The sequence below is a fragment of the Alistipes dispar genome (assembly GCF_006542685.1).
Taxonomy (GTDB): Bacteria; Bacteroidota; Bacteroidia; order Bacteroidales; family Rikenellaceae; genus Alistipes; species Alistipes dispar.
Map to the genome: position 1 here is coordinate 26,398 of NZ_AP019736.1, position 13,847 is coordinate 40,244.

Sequence of the window (13,847 nt, forward strand, 5' to 3'; positions counted from 1 at the left end):
GGCGGCGGTAACGGCCGTATTCATGCCGCTACTTCAGCACGCGCTCGATATAAGCCTTGTAATCTTTGACCACCGGCTCGTAGCCGTCATCCTCGAACAGCGGCGAGGAGATCAGGAAGTCGGCCGAAGAGCGGTTGATGGCCGTGGGAACGTTGTAGAGCGTCGCCAGGCGCAGCAGCGCCTTGACATCGACATCGTGCGGCTGAGCCGACATGGGGTCCCAGAAAAAAATCAGCGCGTTGATCCTGCCGTCGGCGATGAGCGATCCGAGCTGCTGATCGCCGCCCAGCGGGCCCGACTTGAGCAGCGTAATGCGCAGGTCGGGATGCGGTCCGTCGGCCTCGTCGTGCTCCCTGCGGTGATCGCGGAGCGTCTTCTCGACCATCTTGCCCGTCGTACCGGTGCATATCAGATGGTGCGGACTGAGTTTCGCGCAGTTCCAATCGACCCATTCGGCCAGGTCGCGCTTCATGTTGTCGTGGGCCACCAGAGCCAGCGCTTTGATCTTCTGTTCCATATCGTCGTTTCTTCATGAAAGGGTCCGCGGACCCTCCCGTTTCCGTAAAAAACCGGCCCCCTTACGAGAGGCCGGGCATAGGTCCGCTACTCCTCCTCGGCGGGAAGACGGAATTCCGTGAAACCGGCTCCAATGAGGATGTTGAACCACGCGAAGCACTTCTTCATGTCCGAGACATGCACCCTGTCGCGGTCGTACTCGGGGAGTACCTCGGCGAAGAAGGCCCTGAGCTTCTCGGGAGCCTCCTTGGGGCTGACGGCCTCCTTCCCGCCCGTATGGGCGTAGAGGCGGGTGAACACCTCGGCGAGCGGAATGTCGTCGCCCTCGGTGAACATCGAAATCTCCGAGAGGGCGCTCACACGGGCGTTCGCCGCGGCGTTCATGCGCCGGCCGTCGAGCAGCGACTCGACGATCACGCCGCGCGTGGACTGCGCCACATATTTATAAAGTCCGGGCTGCCCCGAAATGGCCAGAATCTCTTTCAGTTCCATAATCGTATGAATATCTTTGGGTTAAGGTTATTCGTTCTTCACATGCACGTCCATCTGCGGGAAGGGGAAGTTGATTCCCGCGGCTGGCAGCTCCTTGTAGAACCGCTCGTTGTACTCGAAAAAGACGTCCCAGAAATCGGTGTTCTTCGTCCACACGCGCACGGTGAGGTTCACCGAGCTGTCGGCCAGCGCCGAGACCCACACCACCGGCTCGGCCGGTTCGCGCAACACGCGGGGATCGGCCGCAAGCATGCCGAGGATGGTCCTGCGGGCCGTGTCCACGTCGTCGCCGTAGGAAATGCCCACGGTCCAGTCCACGCGGCGCACGTCGGCCGTCGAATAGTTGTCGATGATGGCCGTGGCGATGGAGTTGTTGGGAATGTAGATCGTCTGGTTGTCCACGGTCGTGATGACCGTCGAGAAGAGCTTGATCTCGCGGACCGTGCCCGACTGTCCCTGCGCCGAAATGTAGTCGCCGATGCGGTAGGGCTTCATCAGCAGGATCATCACCCCGCCGGCGAAGTTCTGCGCCGTACCGCTCAGGGCCATGCCGATAGCCAGCGTGGCGGCCGAGAAGACGGCGATGAGCGACGTGACGTTCACGCCCAGCGTGGAGACCACGATGAGCACCAGCAACAGCGTGAAGACCACGCGGACCGTATTGCGGAGGAACGAACGCAGCGACACGTCCACCCTGCGCCGCTCGCAGACGGCATCGAGAAGGTGTATGATCCGCCGCACGATCCAGCGTCCGACGAAGTAGATAGCCAGCGCGATGAGGACCTTGATGAGAATCCACACCGACTCGGAGAGCAGGTTTTGCAGCAGTTGGTCCACGTCGAGGTTGGCCAGCTTGCGGACCGTTTCGGCGAAATTGGCCTTCTGCACGCTGTCGGGGACCATCAGGGGAGCCGACTTGTCCGCCTCGGCGAAAAGGGCGAACAGGATGCCGTCGAGAAAATTCATAATTCCGTTCCTTAGAAGTTTGCCATGCAAAAATAGCCAAAAAAAAGAGAAGTTTATTAACTTTGTCCATATTCTTGCAGAAGAGGACCGAAATACACCACCGAAGATGCGAAACGACGTAGAAATCATTCAGATCAACATATCCGGGGAGGACAAGCCCGGCATGACCTCGTCGCTGACCGAGATTCTGGCGCGCTACGACGCCTTCATCCTCGACATCGGCCAGGCCAACATCCACCAGTCGCTGACGCTCGGCATCCTGATACGGACCACGGCCGACAAGTCGGGCAACATCATGAAGGAGTTGCTGTTCAAAGCCTCGGAGCTGGGCGTGATGATCCGATTCGCCCCGATCGCCGAACGCCGCTACGAGGACTGGGTGAGCCGGCAGGGCAAGAACCGCTACATCATCACGCTGCTGGGACGCACCGTGACGGCGCGCCACATCGCCGAGGTGACGAAAACCGTGGCCGAACACGGGCTCAACATCGACGCCATCAAACGCCTGACAGGGCGCGTACCCCTGCGCGAGGACGACCGCACGGCGCGGTCGTGCATCGAGCTTTCGGTGCGCGGGTCGCTCACCGACGAGGAGCGCGCCGCGATGCAGGAGCGGTTCATGAATCTCTCGGAGCTGGGGCTCGACGTCTCGTTCCAGCGCGACGACATCTACCGCCGCAGCCGGAGGCTGATCTGCTTCGACATGGATTCGACGCTCATCGAGACCGAAGTGATCGACGAGCTGGCCGACCGGGCCGGCGTCGGAGCCGAGGTGCGCGAAATCACCGAACGCGCCATGCGGGGCGAAATCGACTTCCGCGAGAGTTTCACCCAGCGTGTGGCGCTGCTCAGGGGGCTGGACGTCGCGGTGATGGAGGAGATCGCCCGCTCGCTGCCCATCACCGAGGGACTGGAACGCATGATGACCATTCTCAAGCGCGTGGGCTACAAGACGGCGATCCTTTCGGGCGGATTCACCTATTTCGGCAACTACCTGCGGCAGAGGTACGGCTTCGACTACGTTTACGCCAACGAGCTGGAGGTCGAGAACGGACGCCTGACGGGCCGTTACGCGGGCGAAATCGTGGACGGACGCCGCAAGGCCGAGCTGCTGCGTCTGCTGTGTCAGTTCGAGGAGATCAACCTCGCGCAGGCGGTGGCCGTGGGCGACGGGGCCAACGACCTGCCGATGCTCAGCCTCGCGGGACTGGGGATCGCCTTCCACGCCAAGCCCAAGGTGAAGGCCACGGCCCGGCAGTCGATCTCGACGATCGGACTGGACGGCATCCTCTATTTCCTCGGACTCAAGGATTCGCGCATCGAGCAATGATACGGCGTGCAACGGTTCTCGGAGCGCTGCTGTCGCTGGCGGCGGGCTGCTGCGACTCCTCGTTCGGGGAGCCGGACGACGGCGCGCAGCCGCCCCCGCGGACCGAAACCATCGCCGCGCTGCGCGCACTCTACGCCGGGGAGACCTTCCCCGTGACGGGCGACATCACGGTCGAAGGCACGGTGACGAGCAGCGACCGGGCGCGCAACTTCTACCGCTCCCTCTGCATCGAGGACGGGAATGCGGCGATCGAGGTCATGGCAGGCATAGACCAGCTTCATAACGACTACCCCGCGGGCTGCCGCGTGACGCTGCGGCTCGAAGGGCTCGCCGTGGGCGAAAGCCGCGGCGTACTGCAAGCCGGACGGCTGCCCGACCCCGGAAGCGGCTATGCGACGGATTACATCGGATCGAAGCCCGCGCTCGACGCCGCGCTGATCCGTCACGGAGAGACGTTGCGGGAACTCGAACCCGCGAGGCTCCGGATCGCGGAGCTGACGCCGGATCGCTGCGGAACGCTGGTGCGTATCGACCGCCTTATCTACCGTCCCGAAGACCTTTCGGGTTCGACCTGGTCCGGATACAAACGCTTCGCCGACGACGAGGGCGCGGAAATCTACACCTACGTCCGTACCTATGCGCGTTTCGCGGACGAGGAAGTGCCCGCGGGGCAGGTGTCGCTCACAGGGATTCTCCAGCGCGACGAGACGGGCGGAGGCCGTTACATACTCAAACTGCGCGATGAGACGGACTGCCGGACACTTTGAAGCGCTGCTCGCCGTATGCGCGGCGGCGCTCGCTGCCGGATGCGACGAGGCCACGCATCCCGCGCCCCGCGAGGAGCAGCGGGCGACGAACTCCGTGGCCTATCTCAAGTCGCTCTGCGACGGAAGGAACAGCATCGTCGTGACGCAGGAGATCACGGTGCAGGGCTACGTCGCGGCGAACGACCGCTACGGCGAATTCACCAAATCGCTGGTGATCGAGGATGCGACGGGCGGAATCACCGTCGCCGCAAACCTCGAATCGGTGGCGGACGTCTGTCCGTTCGGCTACGTGGCGACGCTGCGTTGCCACGGTCTCGTGCTGTGCGACTACGGCGGGAAGATCCAGATCGGGGTCGCCCCCGAAGGCAGCGGCGCAGGCCGTATTCCGGCGGAGGATTTCGCCCGCTACGTCAGTATCCGGATGCCGGAGGCGGACGAGGGGCTGCGGGCCGAAGCCGTCACGATCGACCGGATCGCGGAACGGCATATCGACACCCGCGTCCGGATCGACGGCGTGCATTTTCCGCAGGCGGGCGCGAAATGGTGCGACACCGACCCGCAGACGGGCCGGAGCGTGACCACCGAGCGTACGCTCGCCGACGACGAGGGGCACACCCTGCCCGTGCGAACCGCCGGGACCTGCACCTACGCTAAAGAGCCCGTACCGGCGGGCACGGGCTCGATATACGGCGTAATCGACTATTTCGACGGAAAATACACGCTGCGCGTCACCAACCGCGACATCCTGTTTCCGGAGAACGGTCTCTGACGTGAGGGACGGGGCCGGCGAATATATCGCCTCCGGCAGGACGGGCTCCGGCGGATCAGCGCTGGAGCGCCTCCCAGAGCATATCCTTCAGCTTCCGGATATTCAGCCCCGACACCGAGGAGATGAACACCGCCGGAACGCCCTCGGGCAGGTGCGCGCGCATCTCGCGGATCAGCCCCTCGTCCAGCATGTCGCACTTGGTGACGGCCAGCAGCCGCTCCTTGTCGAGCAGCTCGGGATTGTACTGCGTGAGCTCCCCGAGCAGAATGTCGTAGTCGCGGCGGATGTCGTCGCTGTCGGCAGGAATCATGAACAGCAGCACCGAATTGCGCTCGATATGGCGCAGGAAGCGCGTGCCGAGGCCGCGGCCTTCGTGCGCCCCCTCGATGATGCCCGGAATGTCGGCCATGACGAACGAACGGCCGTCGCGGACCTCCACGATACCCAGATTGGGCTCGAGCGTCGTGAAGGCGTAGTTGGCGATCTTCGGCTTCGCGGCCGAGACGACCGACAGCAGCGTGGATTTGCCCGCATTGGGGAAGCCCACCAGCCCCACGTCGGCCAGCACCTTCAGTTCGAGAATGAAAGCGCCCTCCTCGCCCTCCTCGCCCGGCTGGGCGTAACGCGGCGTCTGGTTCGTGGCGCTCCTGAAGTGCCAGTTGCCCAGACCGCCCCGGCCGCCCCGGAGCAGCACGAGCCGTTCGCCGTCGGAGGTCACCTCGCCCACGGGTTCGGTGGTCGTCGTGCCGTCCTCCAGCTCCACGACCCGCCGTGCGACCGTACCCAGCGGCACGGGAATCACAATGTCCCGCGCATCCCGGCCCGACGAGCGGGCGCCCGATCCGTTCTGCCCGTCTTCGGCGAACTGGTGGCGCTGGTACTTGAGGTGGATCAGCGTCCAGTACTGCCTGTCGCCCTGCAAGACGATGCTGCCGCCCTTGCCGCCGTCGCCGCCGTCCGGACCGCCGAAAGCCACGAACTTCTCGCGGCGGAAATGCGCCGAGCCGGCCCCGCCGTGACCCGAGCGGGCGAAAATCTTCACGTAATCTACGAAGTTGGAACTTGCCATAACGGTTTTCTTTTCAAGGGGCAAAGATAGTGCAAAGCGGGCGCTGCGGCAAATTTATTTGATGCGGCGCAGAACAAAACGCCCCGCACCGGTTCCGCATCCGGCGTACCGGGACGGATTCCGGGAAAAACCGGACCCGGAGCGGCAGACGGCACGTCCCGCCGCAGGCGACGGCTGCGACGGGACGTTTTCCAGGACGCTCCCCGGAAGATCAGAGCGCCAGCGGCTCGTACTCCAGTCCCCACGCCTCGGCCACGGGACGATAGACCACCCGGCCCTCGACGATGTTCAGACCGAGCGCCAGCTCGGGATTCTCCTTCGCGGCGCGGCGCCATCCCTTGTCGGCCAACTGGAGGGCATAGGGCAGCGTGGCGTTCGTGAGCGCGAGGGTCGAAGTGCGCGGCACGGCGCCCGGAATGTTCGCCACGCAATAGTGCAGGATACCGTCCACGTAATAGACGGGATCCTCGTGCGTCGTCGGATGCGACGTCTCGAAACAGCCGCCCTGGTCGATGGCCACGTCCACCATCACCGTTCCGGGTTCCATCTCGCGCAGCATCTCCCGCGTGACGAGTTTCGGCGCCTTCGCACCGGGAATCAGCACCGAGCCGATCACCAGATCGGCGTGTCTGAGCTCCTCGCGGATGTTGTATTCCGAGGACATGAGCGTCTTGACGTTGCGCGGCATCACGTCGGCCAGGTAGGTGAGCCGTTGCAGCGAAATGTCGCAGATCGTCACGTCGGCGCCCGTTCCGGCGGCCGTGCGGGCCGCGGCCGTACCGACCACGCCGGCTCCGATGACGAAGACCTTGGCGGGTTTCACGCCCGGAACGCCGCCCAGCAGCACGCCCTTGCCGCCGCGCGGCTTCTCGAGGAAATAGCGTCCCTCCTGCGTGGCCATGCGCCCCGCCACCTCGGACATGGGAATGAGCAGCGGCAGCGAACGGTCGGCCCGTTCGACCGTCTCGTAGGCGCAGCAGACCGCCCCGCTGTCGATCATCGCATGGGTCAGCGCCTCGCAACTGGCGAAGTGGAAATAGGTGAAGACGAGCTGCCCCCGGCGGATGAGCCTGTACTCGGGAGCGATCGGCTCCTTGACCTTGACGATCATCTCGGCCGTGGCGTAGATCTCCTCGATCGTGGGGAGGATACGGGCGCCGACCGCCTCGTAGGCGCTGTCGGGGAAACCGCTGTTCTCGCCGGCCGAAGCCTGCACGAAGACGTCGTGTCCCCGTTTGACGAACTCCTGCACGCCGGCGGGAGTGAGGCCGACGCGATTTTCGTTGTTCTTGATCTCTTTTGGAATGCCGATAATCATAACGCGGGATATTTTAAAGGTTTTTCACCTTCCAAAATACGCATTTTGTATCGAAATGCAAAAAAACCGAACGATTTTTTACCCTCCGGTCAGAAACGGTAAGAGACCGTAAGGTAGAACGAACGCGGCCAGGCGTACGTCCGGCGCGAAGCGTGGGGCATCCACTCCGTCGCGTCGCCCGAACGGATGCGCCGCACGCGCAGCGACTCGTAGCCGTTGTAAACCGTGTCCCGCCCGCCCGTGAGGTTGCGCAGCAGCAGCGAAGCGGTCAGCCGCGAACGGTCGAAATAGAAGGTTCTGAACAACGACGCATCGAGCGTGAAGGCGTCGGCGAGGCGTTCCTGACGGGTGAAGGCGTCGAACGCCTCGGGCGTGAGCGCGGCCTGTCCGGCGATGCGGTCCGTGCGGCGGAGAGGCATCGGCTCGACGTAGCGTCCGCCGGCATAGCCTGCCGACAGACGGCCGCCCCACCCTTTCGGACCGAAGTAGGAAACCCCGGCCGTGGCCGCGGTCTGGGGCGTTCCGCCCACCGCGCAGCCGGCCATACGCCCTGCGGCGTGCGTCAGAACCGCCGTGTTGTCCACGTCGGAGAGGACCGTGAGGAGCGGATCGCGGATATGGCGGTAGCGGCCCGCCGAAGCGGCCAGCGCAAGGCTCCAGCGGTAGGAAAGGCGCACCTCGGCGGCAGCCTCGATCCCCAGGCAGAGACGGCCGATCCCCGCAACGGACATGTCGCAGAAGAGCGCCGCCAGATCGTCGTAATAGCGCCGTGTCTCCAGACCGTCGAACACGGCGACGGCGAAGGCCGTGATGCGCATGTCGAGCGAAGGCCCCGTGCGGCGCCACGACGCTTCGGCGGCGAAGGTGCGCTCGGGCGACGGATCATCGACGATGCGGTTGTTGTAGGAAAGCTGGTAGAAAAGCGCTTCGGAGAGCGGCGGTTCGGCTCCGGCCATGACGGCGGCCTCGAGGTAGCTGCGCGGGGAGAAGGACCAGCCGGCGAGCGCCTTCAGCCGCCACGGGGCGAAACGGACCGTGCGCGAAGGTCCGTAGGAGAGCGCCCCGGGGAAGAGTTCCTTCTCGTAGAACCCCCGCCGCCGGACGGCGGCGGCGCCCAACTCGGCGCAGAGATCGAAGCGGAAACGGTCGGAGCGGTATTCGGCGCAGAACCGCGCCCGGATTTCGCGCGAACGGATCGCATAGTCGTAACCGAAGCGGTCGCCCTCGCGGATCGTGCGGTCGGGATGGCGCAGATCGTTCTGGAGCAGGTTGCTGTACGTGTCGTCGTCCACCAGGTAACGGTCGATATCCGTCACGTAACCGGCCCCGAGCAGGTCGCGCATCTGCCGGTAGGAACGGGTTCGGTCGCTGCGCAGCGACACCCCGCAGCGGAGCGTCAGGCGGGAATCCGTGCGGACCGAAAAGGCGGCGTCGAGGCAGAGACGCACGGGCCGCTCCACCCGGTCGTCGAGCGCATAGACCGCATGACCGCCCTGCATCCGGTTGCGGCGAATCAGCTCGTCCCAGTCGATCTGCGTATAGCGCGGGTCGCGCGTGAGCCACGCCCGCTCGGTTTCGAGATCGTCCGTGTAGCTCGGCAGGTAACGGTAGTTGTCGGGCATCGGGGTGCGGGCGTCGTACCAGTCGAGCATGCTGTAACGCGCGACGCCCGCTTCGGCCCCGAGGCGGAGCGAGAGCGAGGCCGCCTCCGAGAGCGGCACGGCGTAGTCGGCGACGAGGAGCGGCAGCGTCTCGCGCCGCACGCGCGAATTGCGCACCCGCCCGTCCTGATAGCCCCACGCCGGATTGTAGAGCCGGTCGCCCGTCAGCGTGAAAGCCTCCTCCGAGGAGGAAAGACGCGTGCCCCGCACCGAGGGCGGGACGATACAGACCAGCGACAAGGCGTGCTCCCCGCCGAAACGGCGGAAGAGCCGCAGTCCGACGGTCAGGGCATTGGTGAAGACGCCCTCGACGTGCATGTCGCGTCCCGTGCGGGCATCCAGCGCCAACGAGGCGCGCCACCCCCGCCCCAGATGCGCCGAGGCGGCGACCTTCGCCCCCGCGAGGTAATTGCGGTCGGTCAGCCGCACCGACGCCAGAAAGGGCTGCAACGGCTCCCCGGCGGAAAAGCCGACGAGACGGACGCCGCCCGCACCGCCCGACTCGCCGGGCGGCGGCACGAGTCCGGCGTAACGGATCTCCTCCGCACCCAGCAGCCGCAAGGCCGGAAGATAACGGTACGACAGGTCCATGCCCGCGAAGGAGATGCGCCCGGCGCGGCGTTCCAGCCCGCGGCGCTTGAAGGCCACCTGCGGCAGGTTGAAGTCCGTCTGCTCGCCGTAGAGGTCGGCGGCGGACTGGACGGCGCGGTAGAAAAGGGTCGAATCGGTCACGAGCAGTTCCCGCCGCTCCTCGCGTTCGGCATAGGGATAGTACTCGTCGTCGGGATACTGTGCCGCAGCCGTTCCGCCCGACAGCAGGAAAACGACGAGACAGAAGAGACTTTTCGGCATACGATCAGGTCCTTTTGCACTACAAATATAGCAAAAATTCCGGGAGTGCCAAACGCGAAAGCGGCGTGCGACAAACGGTTTGTCGCACGCCGCTCCGAACGGAATGCCGCCGGATCAGAGGCTACGCAGCGTCTCCAGCAGCAGCTCCCAAAACCTGGGGACCGTGGCGATTTCGAGCCGCTCGTCGGGCGAATGGACGCCGCGCAGGGTCGGCCCGAAGGAGACCATTTCCAGACGGGGATATTTTTCGAGGAAAAGCCCGCATTCCAGCCCGGCGTGAATCGCACGGACCCTGGGCTTCGTGCCGAACAGCCGTTCGTAGGCGCCGGCGGTCACCTCCAGCAGGTGCGACGCGGGGTCGGGCTCCCAGCCCGGATAGCCGTCCGAATGGACGACCTCGGCCCCGGCCAGCGCGAAGACCGCCTCGACGCTCCGCATGACACAGAGCTTGGCGCTCTCGACCGAGGAACGCTGCGACGAGGTGACGACGATGCGGTCCTCGCCCTCGAACTTCACCGAGGCGAGATTCGTGGAGGTCTCGACCAGCCCCGGCACGGCGAACGACATTTCCACGACGCCGTTCGGCACGCCCGCGAGCGCATAGACCAGCCCCCGCTGCGTCGCGGCGTCGATGACCGACGCGGGGCGCTCCGTCTCCGAAAAGTCGATCCTAAACGACGGCTCGCGCAGGCGGAATTCGGCTCCGAGGTCGGCGGCGAACCGCTCGCAGAAGGCGGCGAACCCGGCCTTGCGGCCGGCCGGCACGCCGAAGACGGCCCATGCCTCGCGCGGAATGGCATTGCGGAGATTGCCGCCGTCGAAACGGCTCAGCCGCAGGTCGAACTCCTGCATCGCGGCCCACAGGAAACGCGCCACGACCTTGTTCGAATTGACGCGGCCCTTGTCGATGTCGTCGCCCGAATGGCCGCCCTGCAATCCCGAGACCCCGACGCGGAAATAGGCGTAGTCGGCAGGTGCCGCCCCGGCCGTGTAACGGAACGTGGCGAGGGTGTCGATGCCGCCGGCGCAGCCGATGAACAACTCGCCCTCGTCCTCCGAATCGAGGTTCAGAAGGTATTTGCCCGTGAGCATCCCCTCCCCCAGTCCGAAGGCTCCGGTGAGCCCCGTCTCCTCATCGACGGTGAAGAGTGCCTCCAGCGGCCCGTGCTGCGCCGCGGGGTCGAGCAGCACGGCCAATGCGGCGGCCATGCCGATGCCGCAGTCGGCGCCGAGCGTCGTTCCTTCGGCCTTCACCCACCCGCCGTCGATGCGCGTGCGGATGGCGTCGCGTTCGAAGTCGAACACGACGTCCGAACGCTTCTCGCAGACCATGTCCATGTGCGATTGCAGGATCACGCCCGGACGGTCCTCGTAACCCGGGGTGGCGGGCTTGCGCATCACGACGTTGCCCGTGGCGTCCTTACTGTATTCGATGCCGTGCTTCTCGGCGAACGCGACGAGAAATTCGATGATCCTGCCCTCTTTCTTCGAAGGGCGCGGAACCCGCGTGATGGCATCGAACTGCTCCCAGACGATGCGGGGTTCCAGCGAGGTGATTGCTGACATACTATAAAAATGTTAGAGTTACACTTATTTTCCTCAATCTATGCAACGCCCTTACGCCGCCGTGCGAATCCGGACAGCCGCGATTCGCCGCCCGCGACGGCACGCACAAGTCCGACTCGGCCCTGAATCCCCGCCCCGGGCGGAGGCTTTCGCAACGAAAGCGCAACAAAACGGGACGCCCGGCCGGCGATCCGGAAACGCACCGCACGTGCGGATACGCCCCATCGGGCGGAAAGCCGGGACAGTCCCGGGATTCCACCCGTAAAGGTACGGATTTCGGACGGAAAAACTGCGGTCAGCCGCAATAAAAATAGGTTTCGACCAGCTTGCGGACCTTCTCTTCGTCCCCGGCCAGCTCCCGCCGCAGGTCGGCGTCTCGGAAAGCCGCGAGGCGTGCGACGAGTCCGTCGATCAGGCGCGGCGAGAAGACGCCGTGGCGCTCGTAAACGGCCCGGTGCTCCTCCAGCCGCCGCGCCGACTCCTCGCACGAGGCGGGAAGCCGGTTCAGCCGCGCCAGCACCTTCCGATGCCGCTCGTCGAAGATATTGACGTCCACATAGCGGTCGCGGGCGTACTGCGTGCCGTTCTCCATCTCGAAGCCGTGGCGCGCAGCGACGGCCAGTCCGGCCAGCAGCAGGTAGATGTCAGCCGAGCCGTCGGGACAGCGGAACTCGACGGTCTGCTTGAGGTTCACGTCCGGCGTCGCGGGCCGCTCCAGCGGATTGGCGTCGCAGGCCATGCGGCCCGCCCCTGCGCTCCAGCCCAGCGGCACGCGCACGAGCACCGAGCGGTTGCGGTCGCCCCAGCAGATATTCGTGGGCGCCTCCTGATGCGGAACGAGCCGGAAATAGGAGGTGGGATTGGTGTTGCCGAAGGCGGTCAGCGAAGGAGCCAGCCAGAGGTAGCCCGCGATGGCCTTCAGAGCCTCGTCCGACAGCGAGCCGTCCGGCCCCACCATCGCGTTGCGCTCCCCGCGCATCAGACGCGTGTGGACATGCAGACCGCTGCCGGCCTTGCCCGCAGTGATCTTCGGCGCGAACGTCACGTCCACGCCGTACTCGCAGGCCAGCGTGCGGATGATCCATTTGGCCACCACGAGCTGATCGGCGGCGGACTCGAGGTCCGTGGGAAGGAATTCGATCTCGTTCTGCTCGTACATGCGGTCGCCCTGCGTGAAGTTCCCCACCTCGGAGTGACCGTACTTGATCTCGCCGCCCGCCTGGGCGATGTATTTCATGGCCTGCGCACGGAACGCGGCGCCCTTGTTGAAGGGCGTCGATTCGTGGTAGCCCCGCTGGTCGGCGGCCAGAAAAAGATCCTGTTTCGGCGAGACGACGTAGAACTCCAGCTCGCCCATCACGTGAAAGTCCAGCCCGGTCGCGCGCCGCAGCTCCTCGTGCGCACGGCGGAGGGTCTGCTCGGGAGCCATGTCGAGCGGTTCGCCGTCCTTCGTGTAGTAGCTGCACAGGATGTCCACGGCGGGAATCCCGCCGAAGGGATTGCGGAACGCCGTGCGGTATCGCGGCACGACGTACAGGTCGCTCGCCCCGGCCTCGATGTAGGGAAAGAGGCTCGACCCGTCCACGCGTTCGCCGCACGTGAGGATGCTCTCCAGGTAATCCTCGTCGTTGACGACGAAGTTGAGCGTCTTCAGGCGGCCGTCGGCCCCCGGATAACGCAGGTTGATCATTTCGATTCCGTTCTCCCGGACATACCGGACGATGTCCGAACGGGTGAAAGCTGCCCGGGGCTTTCCGAGAAAGCGCACCAGCGGGTCGGGATTGAGCGTCGTGTTCATAATATTTCGAAAGTTTAAGGTTCGTTTTTCCGCCGATCCGGAAGCGAATCGCACCTAAAGATACGAAAATAAAACACAAACGGCAAAATCCGGACGGAAAATTTCCGGCGGACTTGGCAAAAAGGCGGGAGAGCGTTATCTTTGTATGTCAAGAAAAGCCGCCCGGTGCGGTCCGACGTTCCCGGAAGAGAGGACGCGCGGGCACGCCGGCGGTGCGAAAAACCTCCGACACATGGATTTCAGAATAGGACACGGATACGACGTGCACGCCCTCGAAGAGGGGCTGCATCTGGTGTTGGGCGGGGTCGAAATCCCCCACACGAAGGGGTGCGTGGCGCATTCGGACGGCGACGTGGCGATACACGCCGTGTGCGACGCGCTGCTGGGTGCGGCGGCGCTGGGCGATATCGGGCTGCACTTCCCCGACACGTCGGCCGACTTCAAGGGCATCGACTCGAAAATTCTGCTGCGCCGCGTGGCGGAGCTGCTGCGCCGCGAGGGATACGAGATCGGCAACGTGGACTGCACGATCCGGATGCAGCGCCCCAAACTGCGTCCCCATATCGACGCCATGCGCGCGGCGATGGCCGAAGCGATGGGCGTGGAGACGGACCGCGTGTCGGTCAAGGCGACGACGACCGAACGGCTCGGGTTCGAAGGCCGGGAGGAGGGCGTGTCGGTCTCGGCCGTGGCGCTGATCTACCGGGAATAACCGCTCGCCGGAAAACGGACGGACCGCTCCC

The 13,847-nt window shown here is 65.0% G+C and carries 12 protein-coding genes; 4 read left to right on the top strand and 8 right to left on the bottom strand.

The features are described from left to right. Window positions 1-28 precede the first annotated feature (28 nt). From FME97_RS00130 to FME97_RS00140, 3 genes are all read right to left on the bottom strand, one after another. On the bottom strand, window positions 29-517 hold the full coding sequence (locus FME97_RS00130) for a methylglyoxal synthase (protein ID WP_141427403.1): 489 nt from the start codon (window positions 515-517) through the stop codon (window positions 29-31). A gap of 86 nt (window positions 518-603) precedes the next feature. After that, window positions 604-1,008, bottom strand: coding sequence for a DUF5606 family protein (locus FME97_RS00135; RefSeq protein WP_141427404.1), 405 nt, complete (start codon window positions 1,006-1,008; stop codon window positions 604-606). 27 nt (window positions 1,009-1,035) lie between these two features. After that, on the bottom strand, window positions 1,036-1,974 hold the full coding sequence (locus FME97_RS00140) for a mechanosensitive ion channel family protein (RefSeq protein WP_141427406.1): 939 nt from the start codon (window positions 1,972-1,974) through the stop codon (window positions 1,036-1,038). A 106-nt stretch (window positions 1,975-2,080) separates the two neighbouring features. On the opposite strand from FME97_RS00140, the gene serB reads away from it, so the two are divergent. Genes serB through FME97_RS00155 form a run of 3 tightly spaced genes read left to right on the top strand, consistent with a single transcriptional unit; the run spans window position 2,081 to window position 4,840 of the window. Further along, window positions 2,081-3,304, top strand: coding sequence for a phosphoserine phosphatase SerB (gene serB / locus FME97_RS00145; RefSeq protein WP_141427407.1), 1,224 nt, complete (start codon window positions 2,081-2,083; stop codon window positions 3,302-3,304). After that, window positions 3,301-4,071, top strand: a complete 771-nt coding sequence (locus tag FME97_RS00150) for a DUF5689 domain-containing protein (protein ID WP_141427409.1) — start codon at window positions 3,301-3,303, stop codon at window positions 4,069-4,071. Before serB ends, FME97_RS00150 begins: the two co-directional genes overlap by 4 nt. Beyond that, a complete protein-coding gene (locus FME97_RS00155; protein ID WP_141427410.1) occupies window positions 4,046-4,840 on the top strand; it encodes a DUF5689 domain-containing protein in 795 nt (264 codons plus the stop codon). Before FME97_RS00150 ends, FME97_RS00155 begins: the two co-directional genes overlap by 26 nt. Window positions 4,841-4,895: 55 nt before the next feature. Here FME97_RS00155 and obgE read toward each other — a convergent pair whose 3' ends face one another. The 5 genes from obgE to FME97_RS00180 all read right to left on the bottom strand — a co-directional run bounded on the left by obgE (window position 4,896) and on the right by FME97_RS00180 (window position 13,104). Continuing rightward, entirely contained in the window at window positions 4,896-5,909 is a 1,014-nt protein-coding gene (obgE, locus tag FME97_RS00160; RefSeq protein ID WP_141427412.1) for a GTPase ObgE, read from the bottom strand. A 211-nt stretch (window positions 5,910-6,120) separates the two neighbouring features. Further along, window positions 6,121-7,227 (bottom strand): alanine dehydrogenase, encoded by a 1,107-nt coding sequence (ald, locus tag FME97_RS00165; protein WP_141427414.1) that lies wholly within the window; start codon window positions 7,225-7,227, stop codon window positions 6,121-6,123. An 89-nt stretch (window positions 7,228-7,316) separates the two neighbouring features. Continuing rightward, entirely contained in the window at window positions 7,317-9,740 is a 2,424-nt protein-coding gene (locus tag FME97_RS00170; protein ID WP_141427416.1) for a TonB-dependent receptor, read from the bottom strand. A 114-nt stretch (window positions 9,741-9,854) separates the two neighbouring features. Then, window positions 9,855-11,306 carry an aminoacyl-histidine dipeptidase gene (locus FME97_RS00175; protein WP_141427418.1) on the bottom strand — a complete coding sequence of 484 codons (1,452 nt, stop codon included), beginning with the start codon at window positions 11,304-11,306 and terminating at the stop codon, window positions 9,855-9,857. Window positions 11,307-11,601: 295 nt separating this feature from the next. Continuing rightward, a complete protein-coding gene (locus tag FME97_RS00180; protein ID WP_141427419.1) occupies window positions 11,602-13,104 on the bottom strand; it encodes a glutamine synthetase family protein in 1,503 nt (500 codons plus the stop codon). Between the two features lie 232 nt (window positions 13,105-13,336). Here FME97_RS00180 and ispF point away from each other — a divergent pair, with 232 nt between their 5' ends. Then, window positions 13,337-13,816: a 2-C-methyl-D-erythritol 2,4-cyclodiphosphate synthase gene (ispF, locus tag FME97_RS00185; RefSeq protein ID WP_141427421.1), complete on the top strand. Its 480-nt coding sequence runs from the start codon at window positions 13,337-13,339 to the stop codon at window positions 13,814-13,816. Window positions 13,817-13,847: the final 31 nt, after the last annotated feature.